Below are 16,210 nucleotides of genomic sequence, written 5' to 3'. Positions count from 1 at the left end.
GGATGGGTACTCTCAGCCGCCGAGGAACATCTCGGCCACTTCCCGGTCGGCGAGCAGCGCCTGCCCGGTGCCTTCGTGGCGGTTGGCGCCGGTGGCCAGCACGTAGCCGCGGTCGCAGAAGGCCAGCGCCTGCTTGGCGTGTTGTTCCACCAGCAGGATGGACACGCCGTGGTCGCGCACGTCGCGGGTGATCTGGAAGATCTGCTCCATGTACTTGGGCGACAGCCCGGCGGTGGGTTCGTCCAGCAGCAGCAGCTTGGGCTCCAGCATCAGCGCGCGGCCCATGGCCACCATCTGGCGCTGGCCGCCGGAGAGGTCGCCGGCCAGGTTGCGGCGCTTGGCCTTGAGGTCGGGGAAGAGCCCGTAGATGCGGTCGTAGGCCGCGGAGAGGTCGCCGCTGCGCAGGAAGCCGCCCATCTCCAGGTTCTCGTGCACCGTCATCTCGCGGAACACGTTGTCCACCTGCGGCACGTAGCAGATGCCGCGCTGGACGATGCGGTTGGGCGCCCAGTGGGTGATGTCGTCGCCGTCGAAGACGATTTGGCCGCCGCGCACGTTGAGCAGGCCGAACACGGCCTTCATGGCGGTGGATTTGCCGGCGCCGTTGGGGCCGACGATGACGACGATCTCCTTCTCCGCCACGGTGATCGACACCCCCTGCAGGATGTCGGCGTCGCCGTAGCCGCCGCGCACGTCCTTCATGTCCAGCAGTGCCATCACAGGTCCTCCCGCGGCAGTTCCTGCGCGCGCAGGGTTTCCACCTGCGGATCGTGCTCGGCCTCGTTGCGCTCGATGGCCGTCGGCGTCTCGCCCAGATAGGCCTCCAGCACGCGCCGGTCGCTGCGTACGGTGCGGAAGTCGCCCTCGATCAGCACCTTGCCCTCGGCCATGCACACCACCGGGTGGCACAGCTTCTCGATCATCTCCATGTCGTGCTCGATGAGGATGAAGGTGTAGCCGCGCTCCCGGTTGAGGATCAGGATCTTCTCCTCCAGCTTGCGCAGCAGCGTGCGGTTGACGCCCGCCGCCGGCTCGTCGAGCAGCACCAGTTGCGCGTCGGTCATCATGGTGCGGCCCAGTTCCAGCAGTTTCTTCTGTCCGCCGGAGAGGTTGCCGGCGCGCTCGTGGGCGACGTGGGTGAGTTCGAGGAAGGCCAGGGTTTCCTCGGCCTTGCGGCGCACCTCCTCTTCCGCCTTCCGCACCCTCCCCCACGCCAGCCAGTTGGCGAACAGGCTTTCGCCGGGCTGGTGCGGCGGCACCATCATCAGGTTCTCCAGCGCGGAGAGGCGGTGGAATTCGTGGGGAATCTGGAAGGTGCGCACCAGGCCCTTGTGGAACAGGGCGTCGGTGGACAGGTGGGTGACGTCCTCGCCGAGAAAGCGGATGGTGCCGGAAGTCGGCTGCAGGGCGCCGGCGATGAGGTTGAAGAGCGTCGTCTTGCCGGCGCCGTTGGGGCCGATGAGACCGAGGATCTCGCCCTTGTTCACACGCATCGAACAGCCGTCGACCGCGTGAAAGCCCCCGAACGCTTTGACGAGGCCGTCCAGTTCTAGCATGTCTTTCCCTGAAGAGTCCCGGCATCTGGTCGGCGCCGGTACAGGCTCCCCCCGCCCGGGTCGGGCCGTGGAGTACGCTTTCGTTACGAATATGGGGCGGGGAGATTACCGTATCGGGGCAGTGGCGGGAAGTCGGGGTGAACCGTAGCTGTTCACCCCCGCGATCCGGGAGTCAGGCGGCCTCGGTGGAGGCGTGCCGGCCGTCGCGCTGCGCGGCCACGGTCTCGGCCACCGCGTCGAGGAAGTCCTGCCCCCAACGCTGGATGTCGTTGTGCTGCACCACGCCGAACAGCTCGCGCAGGCGCGCCTCGGCCTCGGCGCGGCTCATGGCGATGCCCAGGTAGAGTTTGTCGCGCAGGTCGGCGGGGTCGTGCGGGTTGGTGAGCAGCGCGCCGTGCAGTTCGGCCGCCGCGCCGGCGAACTCGGACAGCACCAGCACGCCGCGCCCCTCGGTGAGGCCCTGCACGGCGACGTATTCCTTGGCCACCAGGTTGAGGCCGTCGCGCAGCGGGGTGATCCACATCAGGTCGGCCATGGCGTACCAGGCCACCACTTCCTCGAAGGGCAGGGCGCGGAAGAAGAACTGCACCGGCGTCCAGCCCACCCGCGAGAAGCGTCCGTTGATGCGCCCCACAGCCTGCTCGATCTGGTGCTGCAGGGTGTCGTAGACGGTCATCTCGCGCGCCGCGGGCACGCATACGGCGAGCAGCGCCACCTTGCCGCGCAGTTCGGGGTGGGTGTCGAGCAGGGCCTCGAAGGCGAGCAGCTTTTCCAGCGTGCCCTTGGTGTAGTCGAGGCGCTCCACCGACAGGATCACCCGCTGGCCGGTCAGTTCGCGGCGCAGCGTGGCCATGCGTTCGGTGGTCTTCGGGTCGTCCAGCACCTGGCGCACGCGGCCCACGTCCAGGCCCACCGGATGGGCGCCCAGGCCGATGCGCCGGCCATGCACCTCGATGGCGGTGGTCATCTCCTCCAGCCCCACCGCGCAGCCGTAGCTGAGAAAGCGCGGTGCGCAGCTCTTCGTTTCCAGCACCTTGACCGGCGCCACGCCGCGCGCCACGTCCACGAAGTTCTCCGCCTGGCGCGGGATGTGGAAGCCCACGTAGTCGCACTGGAGCAGGCTGCCGACGATTTCGCGCCGCCACGGCAGCACGTTGAACACGTCGGCGGAGGGGAAATAGGTGTGGTGGAAGAAGGCGATCCTCAGGTCCGGGCGCAGTTCGCGCAGGAAGGCCGGCACCATCCACAGGTTGTAGTCGTGCAGCCACACCACCGCGCCCTCGGCGGCCTCGGCCGCGGTGCGTTCGGCGAACAGGCGGTTGACCTTGATGAACACCGCCCAGTCCTCGTCGCGGAACACCGCCCGCTCCCAGAAGGTGTGCAGCGTGGGCCAGAAGGCTTCCTTGGAGAAGCGCTTGTAGAACACGTCCACGTCGTCCTTGGTGAGCGCGACGCGGGCGGCCGTCAGGCGGGGGTAGCTCTTGCGGTCCACCTCGGTGTGGATCTCGAACGGAATCGCCTTCTTCGGATCGTGGATGGACCACGCCACCCATGCGCCGCGCCGGCCGTCGCCGAAGAAGCCGAGCAGGGTGGGGATGATGCCGTTGGGCGAGGACGGCCGGCGGCGCACCGGGCGGCCGTCCTCGACCGCCTCCTCGTAGGGCAGGCGGTGGTACACCATCACCAGCTCGGAGCGGCCGCGGGCCTCCATCGCGCGCAGTTCGGCTTCCACCCCCTGCGGGCCGAGGAAGCCGAAGTGGCCGATGGCCTCCAGGATGCCGCCGCAGCCGGTGTGGCGTGAATGCAGCACCCGGGCTCGGTCGCGGGTGGCTTCCAGCAGCGCGGGTTCGGACTCGCCCACGCACACGCCCTTGAAGCCGGCCTCGTACATGGAGAGGTCGTTCAGCGTGTCGCCGGCCACCAGCACCTCGTCCGGGTGGATGTCCAGGTGCGCGACCAGGGCGCGCAGCGTGCTGCCCTTGTTGACCCCGCGCGGCAGGATGTCCAGGTACATGTCGGCCGAGTACAGCACGTCGCAGCCCAGCTCGGCGGCCGTGCGGTGGATTTCCCCGCTCACCGCGTCGGCGCCGCAGAAATAGGAGCAGCGCCGCTGCTGCGGCACTTCCTGGCGCTCCAGCGCGGGAAAGCGCGCCATGGCGTCGGCCACCGCGCGCTCGCCCGGCCAGTGCGCCTCGATCTCGGTCTGCAGCGGCAGCACCGCCTGGCGGCTGCGGCCGTCCACCACCGTGGCGCCCACGTCGCAGACGATGTAGTCCGGCATCGGCACGGTGGGGTCGGAGAGGATGGGCAGCACCACCTCGAGGCCGCGCCCGGTGACGAAGACCAGTCTGATCTCGGGGTGGGCGGCGATGAGCTGGTACAGGCGCAGGCGATTGTCGGGGTCGCCGGCGAGAAAGGTGCCGTCCAGGTCGGTGGCGAGCAGCATGTGCGTTTCTCCTTGAAGCGTGAACGCCGACACGAATGCCGACAACGAGTGGAAATGGCGGGGCAAAGGGGCGCGGCGGCAGCACGGGCGGCCGCGGCGGCGTCGGGGAACTCCTGTGGGGGTTCAGCCAGGGGCTGGAGATATGTTTGCGCAAACAGTTTAACGCGCTTCGCCGATCGGCACAGCATCGTGTTGCATTGGCCGGCTTGCCTTTGCCGTACTTCGCACCTATCTTGTCCCGTCCCGTCCCGTCCCGTCCCGTCCCGTCCCGTCCCGCCGTTGCCGCGCCCCGCCGTGTCCGCCGCCCCCAGACTTCGTTCCCTGCCAGACCGCGTCCGCCAGATCGCCCTCTTCGAAGTGGGCGGGCTGGTGCTGATCACGCCGCCCTTCGCCTGGGCGAGCGGCGTGCCGCTGGCCGACTCGGCCGGGCTGCTGGCGCTGGTCGCGCTGATCGCGGCGCTGTGGAACGCGGGCTACAACACCGCCTTCGACTGGGCCGAGGGCCGGCTCACCGGGCGCACCGCCGACCGCCGGCCGCTTTCCCTGCGGGTCCTGCATGCCTTCGGTTTCGAAGGCGGGCTGCTGCTGATGAGCCTGCCGGTGATCATGGGGTGGACCGGCATGGGCTGGCTGGAGGCGCTGGTCGCCGACATCGGCCTGGCCCTGGCCTACGTGGCCTACGCCTTCGCCTTCAACCTGAGCTACGACCGGGTGTTCCCCATCGTGGCGGACCTGCCCGATGTCGCACGCCAGGCCGAGTGACGTGGCGCCGGCCGTGCGTACCGGGGTCGCGCTCGACGGCCTGAACACCTTCGGCCTGCCCGGGCGTGCCGCGCAGTATGCCGACATCGACTCCGTCGCGGGCCTGCAGGCCCTGCTGCGCACGCCGGCCTGGCAGCAGGCGGGGCGCCGGCTGGTGCTCGGCGGCGGCAGCAACCTGGTGCTGAGCGGCGATTTTCCCGGCCTGGTGCTCAAGGTGGCGCTGCGCGGCCGGCGGCTCGTGGGCGAGGACGAAGACGCCTGGCTGGTGGAGGCCGCCGCGGGCGAGAACTGGCACGAGTTCGTGTGCTGGACGCTGGAACAGGGCTGGCCCGGACTGGAGAATCTGGCGCTGATCCCCGGCACCGTCGGCGCGGCGCCGGTGCAGAACATCGGCGCCTACGGGCTGGAGATGGCCGAGCGCTTCGAAGCGCTGCGGGCGGTCGATCTGGGCAGCGGCGAGCTGCGCGAGTTCCGCGCCGCCGACTGCGCTTTCGGCTACCGGGACAGCGTGTTCCGCCGCACCCCCGGGCGCTGGCTCATCGTCGCCGTGACCTTCCGCCTGCCCCGGCAATGGGCGCCGCGGCTGGGCTACGCGGAACTCGCGCGCGAACTGCAGGCGGCCGGCGCGGCCACGCCCACCCCGCGCCAGGTGGCCGACGCGGTGGTGGCGATCCGCCGCCGCAAGCTGCCGGACCCGGCGGTGATCGGCAACGCCGGCAGCTTCTTCAAGAACCCGCTGGTGTCGGAAGCCCGCTTCGAGGAACTCGCCCGGCATTGGCCGGACCTGCCCCATTACCGCCAGGCCGGCGGCGGCTACAAGCTGGCGGCGGGCTGGCTGATCGAGCGCTGCGGCTGGAAGGGGCGCGACCTCGGTCCGGTGGGCTGCTTCGAGCGCCAGGCGCTGGTGCTGGTCAACCGCGGCGGGGCGCGCGGAGCCGACGTGGCGCGCGCCGCGGCGGCGATCCGCGCCGACGTGCTGGCGCGTTTCGGCGTGGAATTGGAGGCCGAACCGGTCTTCGTCTGAGCGCGGGAGCCGTCACGCAGCAGAGCGCAACAGGATGTTAATATTTGCACCCACAGGCGGAAGGGTCATCCAGCGGGGATGGCTTGCGCCGGACACTTTCGGGAGCATTCGATGCGCTTCAGCCAGTCGCGGGCATGGTCTTGTTTCGTGCGTTACCTGGCGGCGGTGGGCTTGGCCGTGGGGAGCGCGTCCGCCGCTGCGGAGACCGCCGCCGAACTGCTCGCCCGGGCGGATTCCGACCGGGCGCTGCAGGAAACCCTGGCCGCCGAGGGCGGCAAGGCGGCCTTCTTCTGTGCCAACTGTCACGGCGAAGCCGGCATCAGCAAATTTCCCAACGTGCCCAACCTGGCCGGCCAGCACCCGGTCTATGTGCTGAACCAGATCGAGGCCTTCCTCTCCGGTTTGCGCAAGGACGAGTTCATGCAGGGGCTGATGAAGGTGCTGAACGAACGCGAGAAGGCCTCCATCGCGCTGATGTACTCCACCCGGCCGGTGCCGCCGTTCGCCGCGCCGGGCCCGCGCGCGGCCGCCGGCGAAAAGCTCTTCCTGCAGCACTGCGCGCGCTGCCACATGGGCGATGCCCACGGCGCGAAGGACTTTCCCCGCCTCGCCGGGCAGCAGCCCGAATACCTCAGGCTCAGCCTGAAGCGCTACCTGACCCAGTCGGGCGAACGCTTCTACGCGCCCATGACCGCCGCGGTGATGCAACTGGGCGAGCGCAACATCGACGCCGTCGTGGACTACCTCAGCACCCGGCCCTGAACCGGCCGCTGCCCCCGCGGGCGGGCTGACGCCGGCCCGCCCACCGTTTCCGCCCGCCGCCATGACCGACATCCAGCGCCGCGGCACCACGGCCCGCTACGCCGACTCCGTCGCCCACGCCGGAGTCGTTTACGTGGTCGAAGTGCCCGCCAGCACGGACGCCGACATCCGCACCCAGACCCGCGAAACCCTGGCCGGCCTCGAACGCCTGCTGCAGGACGCGGGCAGCGACAAGTCGCGCATCCTGATGGCCACCATCTACCTCGTGGACATGGCCGACTATGACGGCATGAACGAGGTGTGGGACGCCTGGCTGCCCGACGGCTGCGCGCCGGCGCGCGCCTGCGTGCGGGTGGCCGGACTGGCGCGGCCGGGCTGGCGGGTGGAGATCGCCCTCAACGCGGCGCTGCGCTGAACCGCGGGCGAACGCCGCGGCGGCGCGGCAGTCCACCCGCTGCAGGGTGTCCCCCCATGCCCCTGCGTTCGATAAGGTCTTGATTTTTGCTGCATGGTGCACCGCGCTTCGCTAAAATCGAGCGTTTCCCTGCAGCAGTCTGCCCGGTGCGCCAATGACCCAACGCCTGCGAGAAATTCCATATAACTACACCTCGTTCTCGGATCGCGAGATCGTCATCCGCCTGCTCGGCGCCGAGGCCTGGGAAGTGCTGGACGAACTGCGCGCCGAGCGGGTCACCGGGCGTTCCGCCCGCATGCTCTACGAGGTGCTGGGCGACATCTGGGTGGTGCGCCGCAACCCCTACCTGGAAGACGACCTCCTCGCCAGCCGCGAGCGCCGCGAGGCCCTGGTGGGCGCGCTCAACCATCGCCTGAACGAGGTCGAGAAGCGCCGCCAGGGCAACGACCGCGTCGAACTGCTGATCGCACGCGCCCGCGAGGCGGTGGACGACTTCGAGCGCTGGTTCCTCGACACCGCGCGCCGCCGCAAGTCGGTGCTGAAGGCGCTCACCCGCCACACCCGGCGCGACAACGTATGCTTCGACGGCCACGCCCGCGTCAGCCACGTCACCGACGCCACCGACTGGCGCGTGGAATACCCCTTCGTCGTGCTCTACCCGGACACCGAGGACGAGATGGCGCCCCTGGTGCGCGCCTGTATCGAGCTGGGGCTGACCATCATCCCGCGCGGCGGCGGCACCGGCTACACCGGCGGCGCGGTGCCGCTGGACGCGAGCTCCGTGGTCATCAACACCGAAAAGCTGATCGGCATCGGCGCGGTGGAAGAGATCGTGCTGCCCGGCGTGAACGGCCCCATGGCTCAGCCCTACGCCACCATCCGCACCGGCGCCGGGGTGGTGACCGAGCGCGTGGCGGAGGCCGCGTCGGCGGCCGGGCGCGTGTTCGCCGTGGACCCGACGTCCGCCAGCGCCTCCTGCATCGGCGGCAACATCGCCATGAACGCCGGCGGCAAGAAGGCCGTGCTGTGGGGCACCGCGCTGGACAACCTGGCGTGGTGGAAGATGGTCACGCCGGACGGCAACTGGCTGGAAGTGGAGCGCCTGGGCCACAACTTCGGCAAGATCCACGAACAGGAGACGGTGCATTTCCGCCTGCGCCGCTTCGACGGCCTGAGCTACGCGCCGCTGGGCGAGGAAATCCTCGCCATGCCGGGCGCGGCGTGCCGCAAGGACGGGCTGGGCAAGGACGTCACCGACAAGTTCCTCGGCGGCGTGCCGGGGGTGCAGAAGGAAGGCACCGACGGCCTCATCGTGGCCGCGCGCTGGGTGCTGCACAAGATGCCGCCCGTCACCCGCACCGTCTGCCTGGAATTCTTCGGCCAGGTACGCGAGGCGGTGCCGGCCATCGTCGAGATCACGGACTGGTTCAAGCCGGGCGGCGCGGGCCACGCCGCGGGCGTGCAGCTCGCCGGCCTGGAGCACATGGACGAGCGCTACGTGAAGGCGGTGGGCTACACCACCAAGGCCAAGCGCCACGGCCGGCCCAAGATGGTGCTGATCGGCGACATCGTCGGCTTCGACGAGGACGCGGTGATGACCGCCGCCTCCGAAGTGGTGCGCATGACCAACGTGCGCGGCGCCGAGGGCTTCATCGCCGTCAGCCCCGAGCAGCGCAAGCGCTTCTGGCTGGAGCGCTCGCGCACCGCGGCCATCTCGCGCCACACCAACGCCTTCAAGATCAACGAGGACGTGGTCATCCCGCTGCCGCGCATGGGCGAATACTGCGACGGCATCGAGCGCATCAACATCGAGCTCTCCATCCGTAACAAGCTGGAACTGTGCGAGACGCTGGCCGGTTTCCTCGCTGGCGAGCTGCCCCTGGACCAGGGCGACGCCAACCTCTCCGCCGACGAACTCATCGGCGACCGCCGCGACGCGGCGCTGAACTACGTGGAGGCGGTGCGCCTGCGCTGGGAATGGCTGCTGGACAACCTGGACCTGCCGCTGGCCGAGGCCGAGACGCGCTTCGCGTCCTACGGCGTGGTGGCGGGCGAACTGACCAACCGGGCTGAAAACCCGAGGCTCTTCCACCGCCTGCAGGACTACTCCATCCGCGTGTCGTGGAAGGAGGAACTCAAGCCGCGCCTGGACAAGATCTTCGACGGCGTGCTCTTCCGCCCCGTGCTGGCGAAGATCGTGGAACTGCACAAGCAGGTGCTGCGCGGCCGCGTGTTCGTCGCCCTGCACATGCACGCCGGCGACGGCAACGTGCACACCAACATCCCGGTGAACTCCGACCACTACGAGATGCTGCAGACCGCCAACCGCGCGGTGGACCGCATCATGGCGCTGGCGCGCAGCCTGGACGGGGTGATCTCCGGCGAGCACGGCATCGGCATCACCAAGCTCGACTACCTCACCGAAGCCGAGATGGCCAACTTCTGGGCCTACAAGCAGAAGGTGGACCCGGACGGCCGCTTCAACCGCGGCAAGCTGATGAAGGGCGGCAACCTCGCCAACGCCTACACCCCCAGCTTCAACCTGATGGGGCACGAGTCCCTCATCATGGAGCAGACCGAGATCGGCGACATCGCGCACGACATCAAGGACTGCCTGCGCTGCGGCAAGTGCAAGCCGGTGTGCTCCACCCACGTGCCGCGCGCCAACCTGCTCTACTCGCCGCGCAACAAGATTCTCAGCACCTCGCTGCTGGTGGAAGCCTTCCTGTACGAAGAGCAAACCCGCCGCGGCGTGTCGCTGGCGCACTGGGCCGAGTTCGAGGATGTGGCCGACCACTGCACCGTGTGCCACAAGTGCGAGAAACCCTGCCCGGTGGACATCGACTTCGGCGACGTGTCGATCAAGATGCGCAACCTGCTGCGCAAGCAGGGCAAGAAGTCCTTCAACCCCGGCAAGGCCGCGGCCATGGCCTTCCTCACCATCAAGGACCCGGCCACGATCAAGCTGATCCGCACCGGCATGATCGGCTGGGGCTACAAGGCGCAGCGCTTCGCCCACGACCTGGGCAAGAAGCTGGGCCTGGTGCAGCCCCAGGTCAAGGCGCCGCCGGCCACGCTGGGCAAGCCTGCGCTGAAGGCGCAGGTCATCCACTTCATCAACAAGCCCATGCCGGGCAACCTGCCCAAGAAGACCAGCCGCGCGCTGCTGGACATCGAGGACGACAAGGTCATCCCGGTGATCCGCGATCCGCGCAAGGCCAACGGTGACACGGATGCGGTGTTCTACTTCCCCGGCTGCGGCTCGGAGCGCCTGTTCAGCCAGGTGGGGCTGGCGACCCAGGCCATGCTCTACCACGTGGGCGCCCAGACCGTGTTGCCGCCGGGGTATCTGTGCTGCGGCTACCCCCAGACCGCGGCCGGCGAGGAAGACAAGGGCCAGAAGATCACCACCGACAACCGCGTGCTCTTCCACCGCGTCGCCAATACGCTGAACTACCTCGACATCAAGACCGTGATCGTGTCCTGCGGCACCTGCATGGACCAGTTGCAGAAGTACGAATTCGAGAAGATCTTCCCCGGTTGCCGCCTGCTCGACATCCACGAGTACCTGATGGAGAAGGGCGTGAAGCTGGACGGCGTGCAAGGCGCCAAATACATGTACCACGAGCCCTGCCACACGCCCATGAAGCAGTACCAGGGCATCAAGGTGGCCAACGAGCTGATGGGCACGCGGGTGGACCTCTCCGACCGCTGCTGCGGCGAATCCGGCACCCTGGCGGTGGCGCGCCCCGACATCTCCACCCAGGTGCGCTTCCGCAAGCAGGAAGAGATCGAGAAGGGCGCGGCCAAGCTGCGCGACGGCGACGCGGACGCCCGGGTGAAGATCCTCACCTCCTGCCCGAGCTGCCTGCAGGGCCTGCACCGCTACGCCAACGACGCGGGCGGCGTGGAGCCGGACTACATCGTGGTGGAACTGGCGAAGCACATCCTGGGCGAGAACTGGCTGCCGGACTACGTGGCGCGGGCCAACAGCGGCGGGATCGAGCGGGTGTTGCTGTAAGCCCTGCGAGGGGACGGGCGCGATACCGCGTCCCCCCGTTGCATGAACGGCCGCCCAGGGCGGCCTGGCCGCTCGACCCGCGCCGCCGGTTTGCCAACCACAAGAGTCGATGCAACAATAGAGAACGATTATCGTTCAACAGTCCTGACTTTCCCGAAAGTAGTGTTGGCTCGCCGACTTTGCGAATGGTCTGTGGGATTCAAGCATGAGTACGTCCGGTACGTTCAGCAAATAGCTATTTGATTGATTCTTTTTGATTTGATCAGGTCAGCCATATCTCCAGCCAGCCTGCCGTTCGATTCACTCACGCCGAGCTGCTGGATATTTCGTGATCACCCGTTACTACCGAGAGCTGCTGAATTTTTGTGCCCGCATCATCAAGGATCGGGAGACTGCGGCCGATGTCGTCCAGGAAAGCTATGCGCGTTTTCTGGCCGTCGAGCAGGCGGGGACGCCGGTTCTGGAGCCGCGGGCACTGCTGTTCCAGACCGCGCGCCATGTGATGGTCGACCAGTACCGGCGCGGCCAGGTGCGGGCGCACGAAACCTTGGAGATTCTGGAGGAGGCCGGGCAGCCGGCGTTGCCGGTGCAGCAGCAGCCGGAAGCGATCCTGGCCTCGAAGCAGGCGGTCGCCGCCTACATGACGGCGATTGCCGGGCTGCCGCCGCGCTGCCGCGAGGTGTTCATGCTGCATGTCTTCGACAATCTGCCCTATGCGCAGATCGGGGAATTGCTGGGCATGACGGTGAGCATGGTCGAGAAGCACGTCGCCAGGGGCCGTCTGGCCTGCCGCGCCTGCGAGCGCCAGCTCGAAGGCGTGCCGGGGCAGCTTGCGGAAGGGCGGAAGGACGGCCGGAAGACATGATTCCGCTTTTCCGGCGATTGGGGCCGGTGTCCCTTTCATGCGACGATATGTGCCATAACCGATGAAATCCCCATGCTTTCCGATGGCCGAAACGATGCCTCCGCATGACGCCGATGTCTGTATGTTCGACGACGATGTCGAGCAGTGGAGTGCGGTCGACCGGGAGGCCGCGATGTGGGCCACGCGCAGTCATGGCGGCCTCGACGCGGCGGCCGCGGCCGAGTTCGCGGCCTGGCTGAATGCCGATCCGGCGCACGGGCGGGCCTACGCGGGCATGGAGCGGAGCCTCGAAAGGGTGCGCGCCCTGCCGGAGGAGGCCGTGCGCACGCTCCGCGCCGGCCTGGCCGACGCTGCCGCCCGTCCGCATGCCCAGGCCGTCCCCGCCGGGCTGTCGGCGGCGGGCCGCCGCCGGCCGTGGACCGGGGCGTTCGGCGGTCTTGCCCGGCAACTGGCCGCGGCCGCCGCCGTTCTCGTCGTCGCCGGCGGCGCCTGGCTGGGCTGGGGGCAGTGGTTCGACCCGCCGGTGTTCACCGCCAGCTATACGACCGGGCGGGGCCAGCAGCGCGATGTCGAATTGCCCGACGGCAGCGTGCTGCAACTCGACACCACCACGCATGTCGAGGTTCGCCTCTACCGGCAGCGCCGCGAAGTCCGCCTGGCCGACGGCCAGGTGATGTTTACCGTGCAGGGCGACCGCGACCGGCCCTTCGCCGTGCTTGCCGGCGCTTCCCGCATCACCGTCGTCGGCACCCGTTTTTCGGTGCGCCATACCCAGGTCGGGCTCGCCGCCGGGAAAACGGTCGTCTCCGTCGAATCGGGCGACGTCCGGGTTGCCGGCCGGAACATCATGCCGGTCGGTGGGGCCAGCGTGGCGCTGGGCGCCGGGCAGGGGGTCACCGTCGATGACGGGGGGCGCCTGGCCGAGGTCGTCAGTTTGCCCGCCGCGGGTGTCGGCGCCTGGCGCAGCGACCGCGTCAGCTTCGACGACACGCCGCTGGCCGAGGCGCTGGCCGAGTTCGAGCGCTACGGCCGTACCGGACTGGTCGTGCGCGATCCGGAGGTCGCCGCGTTGCGCCTGGGCGGCAGCTTTGACCTGCGGCAGACCGCCGCCTTTGCCCGCACGCTGCCGCTGCTGCTGCCGGTCAGGCTGGAACGGCGGGGCGAGATGGTCGAGATCGTCGGCGTGGATTGAACTGGCACCGGGCGCAAAAAAAACTTTCCCGCCGACATGAGGGTTCGGCCGGCTCATGCGACTTCAACAGTAGTGATTATCGTTTGCACTACTGTTCGGAGATCGACGCATGCAGCAATCGGGTTCTTCCATCGCCTCCCTGGCCCTGGCCATTCTTCTCGCCGCAGGCCCTGGTCCGTTGATGGCCCAGACGGCCGGCGTCGCGCCGGTCGAGGTTTCGATCGCGGCGCAGCCGCTTGGTCAGGCGCTCAATGAACTTGCCCGCCAGGCCGATTTGCAACTGCTGTTCCCGCCGGCGCTGGTCGCCGGCAAGACCGCTCCGGCCGTTGCCGGCAAGCTGACGCCGCGCGAGGCGGTCGATCAACTGCTCGCCGGCAGCGGCCTGGTGGCGACGCAGGAAGGCCCGGCCATCGTGATCAGGGCCGCGGCGACGGATGACTCCGGAGCGATGCTGGCGCCGGTGACCGTCACCGCCTCCGTCGAACGCAACGCCACCACCGAGGGCAGCGGCCGCTACGGCAGCAACGTCGGCACTACGGCGCTGCCGTTCAACGCAACCCTGCGCGATACGCCGCAGTCGATCAGCATCATCAGCAGCCAGTTGATCGAGGACCGCAAGATCGACCGCTTGTTCGACGTCATCGAGCAGGCGACTGGACTGTCGCTGAATCGCTACGAAAGCAACCGCGGCAGCCTGTTCGCGCGGGGTTTCAACATCACCAACTATCTGATCGACGGCGCGCCCACCGGCATCGATGAACAATGGAGCGCCGGCGAGGTGTTCAGCAACACGGCGATCTACGACCGCGTCGAGATCCTGCGCGGTTCGGACGGCCTGATGACCGGCGTCGGCAATCCGTCGGCGGTCATCAACATGGTGCGCAAGCGGGCGGACAGCAGGGTGTTCAAGGGTTCGGTCTCGGCCGAGGTCGGGAGCTGGTCGCAACGCGGCGTGACGGCGGACGTCAGCACGCCCCTGACCGGCAGCGGCTCGACCCGGGTGCGCTTCGTCGCCGATTACGACGAGGGCAAGAGCTACATCGATCGCCTGAAGAACCGGGAGCAGATCTTCTACGCCACGGTCGAGCAGGACATCGGCGACCGCTCGCTGCTGGCGGCCGGGATCAGCCATCAGGACAACCATACCGACAGCCCGACCTGGGGCGGCATTCCCGGCTGGCTCGCCACCAACGCCAACGATGCCGTCCAGTCGAACTGGCGCCGCAGCATGACCACGGCGCCGGAGTGGTCGTACTGGGATGCCGACTACACCAACTGGTTCGTCCGCGGCGAGCACGACTTCGGCAACGGCTGGCGGGTGAAGGCCGGCTATACCCGGGGCGACCGCAATTCGGAGGCGAAGATCGCCAATTTCTACCAGTATGGTTCCCTCCATCCGGTGCTCGGGACGTCCTTCATCCATATGGAACTGTTCCCCGGTTTCACTTACAGCATGCCGATGTCGGGGTATGCCGGGCTTTATTACGTCGATAACACCAAGGAAGACGTCAACGTCCAGGTCGAAGGCGAATTCCAGTTGTTCGGCCGCGATCATCAAGTGGCCTTCGGCTACGACCATTCCGACGAACGTCTGACGACGGTCGGCAATCCGGGCAATACCAGTACCTTGGTCTTCCCTGCGCCGAATCTGTACACCTGGGACGGTAGCGGCTACGAGCCGGTCTGGACCTATCCGGTGGGCAGCGGCGGCACCTACATCGACCAGAAGGTCACGCAGAAGGCGTGGTTTCTGGCCGGCCGGTTTTCCCTTGCCGAACCGCTCAAGCTGATCCTCGGCACCCGCGTGATCGACTACGGCGTCGTCGATTACAAGAACCGCTACAACGATTTCAAGGCCGAGAACGAGGTGATTCCCTACGCCGGCCTGGTCTTCGACCTGACCCGCAACCTGTCGGCCTATGCCAGCTATACCACCATCTTCGAGCCGCAAAGCAAGCGCGATGCGAGCAACAAGCAACTGGCGCCGGTCGAGGGCAACACGCGCGAGGTCGGCCTGAAAGGCGCCTTCTTCGACAATCGCCTGAACGCCAGCCTGTCGGTGTTCAAGATGCAGCAGGAGAACGTGGCCAAGGTTAACGGCTATATTTCCGGCATCACCCCGCCACAGACCGCCTATGCCGAAGTGGACGGGGTGGTCAGCGAGGGGTTCGAGGTCGAGATCGCCGGTGAGATCCGGCCGGGCTGGAACGCGAGCATCGGCTATGCCAAGTTCCGGGCCAAGGATGCCGGCGGCACCGACGTCAATTCCCTGATACCGCGCCAGCAGTTCAATGCCTTCACCAGCTACCGCCTGCCCGGCGCGTGGAACGGGCTCACCGTCGGCGGCGGCGTCCGCTGGCAGAGCCGGACCTACGCGGATGCGCTGTTCCTGACCGGCAAGAAGCTGGAGCAGAAAGCCTATTCCGTCGTCGATCTGATGGCGCGTTACGAGATCGACAAGCAATGGTCGCTGCAGCTCAATGTCAATAACGTGCTCGATGAGAAATACTTCTCGCCGCCCGAAAGCGGCCTGGAAATCTTCTGGCAGGAGCCGCGCAACGCCAGCTTGCGCCTGAAGTACCAGTTCTGACGGGCTGGCGGATGAATGTTCCGGCCGTCGCGGCGGTTGTCGCCGCCGTCGCCTTGTCCCTGGTCGGGCTGCTCATCGCGTGGCGGGCCTGGCGCGGCGGCCGCAGGCGCGTTCCGGCGGCCGTGGCGGTGCTGTGTGCCTGGGGGGCTTCGACCGGGCTGTGGATCTCGGCCTTCGGCGCCGAAATCGGCACCGCGCTGGCGTTCGAAAGCGGCTCGCTGCTGGCCCTCGCCTTCCTGCTGACGCGGAGCGAACGCCAGCCGGCGCGGGCCGTGCGCGAGCGGCCGCCGCCGCAGGCGATGGCCGGGAAGCGTCCGGCACGCCGGTGGCGGGCCGTGGCCTACTGCCTGCTCGCCGGTCCGCTGGCCTTCGTCGCGGCTCTGTCGCTCGGCCTGCTGGTCGCGCTCGAAGCGCCCTTCCAGGAGCAGACCCGGCTGATCGTCGGTGGGCTGGCGGTGCCGTCTCTGTGGGCGGCGATGATCGTGGCGACGATCGCGCTGCGGCGTCCGGGCGTGACGACGCTGGCCTTCGTGCTGGCCACCGGGGCGGCCGCGGCGGTGGTGCTCGGACGTTGAAG

The 16,210-nt window shown here is 68.3% G+C and carries 12 protein-coding genes; 9 read left to right on the top strand and 3 right to left on the bottom strand.

Annotated elements, in window-relative coordinates; genetic code table 11:
- Positions 1-12 precede the first annotated feature (12 nt).
- From E6O51_RS15790 to ggpS, 3 genes are all read right to left on the bottom strand, one after another.
- Positions 13-717: an ABC transporter ATP-binding protein gene (locus E6O51_RS15790; protein ID WP_136385966.1), complete on the bottom strand. Its 705-nt coding sequence runs from the start codon at positions 715-717 to the stop codon at positions 13-15.
- The gene (locus E6O51_RS15785; protein ID WP_136385965.1) at positions 717-1,556 is read right to left on the bottom strand and encodes an ABC transporter ATP-binding protein; all 840 of its coding nucleotides are present in this window, start codon (positions 1,554-1,556) and stop codon (positions 717-719) included. The genes E6O51_RS15790 and E6O51_RS15785 overlap by 1 nt, the downstream gene beginning before the upstream one ends.
- 172 nt (positions 1,557-1,728) lie before the next feature.
- Positions 1,729-4,002, bottom strand: a complete 2,274-nt coding sequence (ggpS, locus tag E6O51_RS15780) for a glucosylglycerol-phosphate synthase (RefSeq protein WP_136385964.1) — start codon at positions 4,000-4,002, stop codon at positions 1,729-1,731.
- Positions 4,003-4,296: 294 nt separating this feature from the next.
- On the opposite strand from ggpS, the gene E6O51_RS15775 reads away from it, so the two are divergent.
- The 9 genes from E6O51_RS15775 to E6O51_RS15735 all read left to right on the top strand — a co-directional run bounded on the left by E6O51_RS15775 (position 4,297) and on the right by E6O51_RS15735 (position 16,208).
- Positions 4,297-4,764: a PACE efflux transporter gene (locus tag E6O51_RS15775; RefSeq protein ID WP_136385963.1), complete on the top strand. Its 468-nt coding sequence runs from the start codon at positions 4,297-4,299 to the stop codon at positions 4,762-4,764.
- A complete protein-coding gene (murB, locus tag E6O51_RS15770) occupies positions 4,742-5,788 on the top strand; it encodes a UDP-N-acetylmuramate dehydrogenase (RefSeq protein WP_136385962.1) in 1,047 nt (348 codons plus the stop codon). Before E6O51_RS15775 ends, murB begins: the two co-directional genes overlap by 23 nt.
- Positions 5,789-5,899: 111 nt before the next feature.
- Positions 5,900-6,550 (top strand): c-type cytochrome, encoded by a 651-nt coding sequence (locus E6O51_RS15765; protein ID WP_136385961.1) that lies wholly within the window; start codon positions 5,900-5,902, stop codon positions 6,548-6,550.
- Between the two features lie 61 nt (positions 6,551-6,611).
- A complete protein-coding gene (locus tag E6O51_RS15760; protein WP_136385960.1) occupies positions 6,612-6,965 on the top strand; it encodes a RidA family protein in 354 nt (117 codons plus the stop codon).
- Between the two features lie 154 nt (positions 6,966-7,119).
- Positions 7,120-10,986, top strand: coding sequence for a DUF3683 domain-containing protein (locus E6O51_RS15755; protein ID WP_136385959.1), 3,867 nt, complete (start codon positions 7,120-7,122; stop codon positions 10,984-10,986).
- Positions 10,987-11,314: 328 nt separating this feature from the next.
- A complete protein-coding gene (locus E6O51_RS15750) occupies positions 11,315-11,851 on the top strand; it encodes an RNA polymerase sigma factor (RefSeq protein ID WP_136385958.1) in 537 nt (178 codons plus the stop codon).
- 94 nt (positions 11,852-11,945) lie between these two features.
- Positions 11,946-13,043, top strand: coding sequence for a FecR family protein (locus E6O51_RS15745; RefSeq protein ID WP_211091432.1), 1,098 nt, complete (start codon positions 11,946-11,948; stop codon positions 13,041-13,043).
- Positions 13,044-13,152: 109 nt separating this feature from the next.
- On the top strand, positions 13,153-15,633 hold the full coding sequence (locus E6O51_RS15740) for a TonB-dependent siderophore receptor (RefSeq protein ID WP_136385957.1): 2,481 nt from the start codon (positions 13,153-13,155) through the stop codon (positions 15,631-15,633).
- Positions 15,634-15,761: 128 nt separating this feature from the next.
- Positions 15,762-16,208, top strand: coding sequence for a hypothetical protein (locus E6O51_RS15735; protein WP_136385956.1), 447 nt, complete (start codon positions 15,762-15,764; stop codon positions 16,206-16,208).
- Positions 16,209-16,210: the final 2 nt, after the last annotated feature.

Origin of the sequence: Pseudothauera rhizosphaerae (assembly GCF_004801305.1) — a bacterium.
GTDB lineage: Bacteria > Pseudomonadota > Gammaproteobacteria > Burkholderiales > Rhodocyclaceae > Pseudothauera > Pseudothauera rhizosphaerae.
Note: the sequence above shows the minus strand (reverse complement) of the source record. Positions and strands in the feature narration are given on the sequence as shown.

Coding starts and splice junctions, on each gene's coding strand:
- E6O51_RS15765 (WP_136385961.1), top strand. CDS start 5,900: ATGCGCTTCAGCCAGTCGCGGGCATGGTCTTGTTTCGTGCGTTACCTG.
- E6O51_RS15755 (WP_136385959.1), top strand. CDS start 7,120: ATGACCCAACGCCTGCGAGAAATTCCATATAACTACACCTCGTTCTCG.
- E6O51_RS15745 (WP_211091432.1), top strand. CDS start 11,946: ATGCCTCCGCATGACGCCGATGTCTGTATGTTCGACGACGATGTCGAG.
- murB (WP_136385962.1), top strand. CDS start 4,742: ATGTCGCACGCCAGGCCGAGTGACGTGGCGCCGGCCGTGCGTACCGGG.
- ggpS (WP_136385964.1), bottom strand. CDS start 4,002: ATGCTGCTCGCCACCGACCTGGACGGCACCTTTCTCGCCGGCGACCCC.
- E6O51_RS15740 (WP_136385957.1), top strand. CDS start 13,153: ATGCAGCAATCGGGTTCTTCCATCGCCTCCCTGGCCCTGGCCATTCTT.
- E6O51_RS15760 (WP_136385960.1), top strand. CDS start 6,612: ATGACCGACATCCAGCGCCGCGGCACCACGGCCCGCTACGCCGACTCC.
- E6O51_RS15785 (WP_136385965.1), bottom strand. CDS start 1,556: ATGCTAGAACTGGACGGCCTCGTCAAAGCGTTCGGGGGCTTTCACGCG.
- E6O51_RS15790 (WP_136385966.1), bottom strand. CDS start 717: ATGGCACTGCTGGACATGAAGGACGTGCGCGGCGGCTACGGCGACGCC.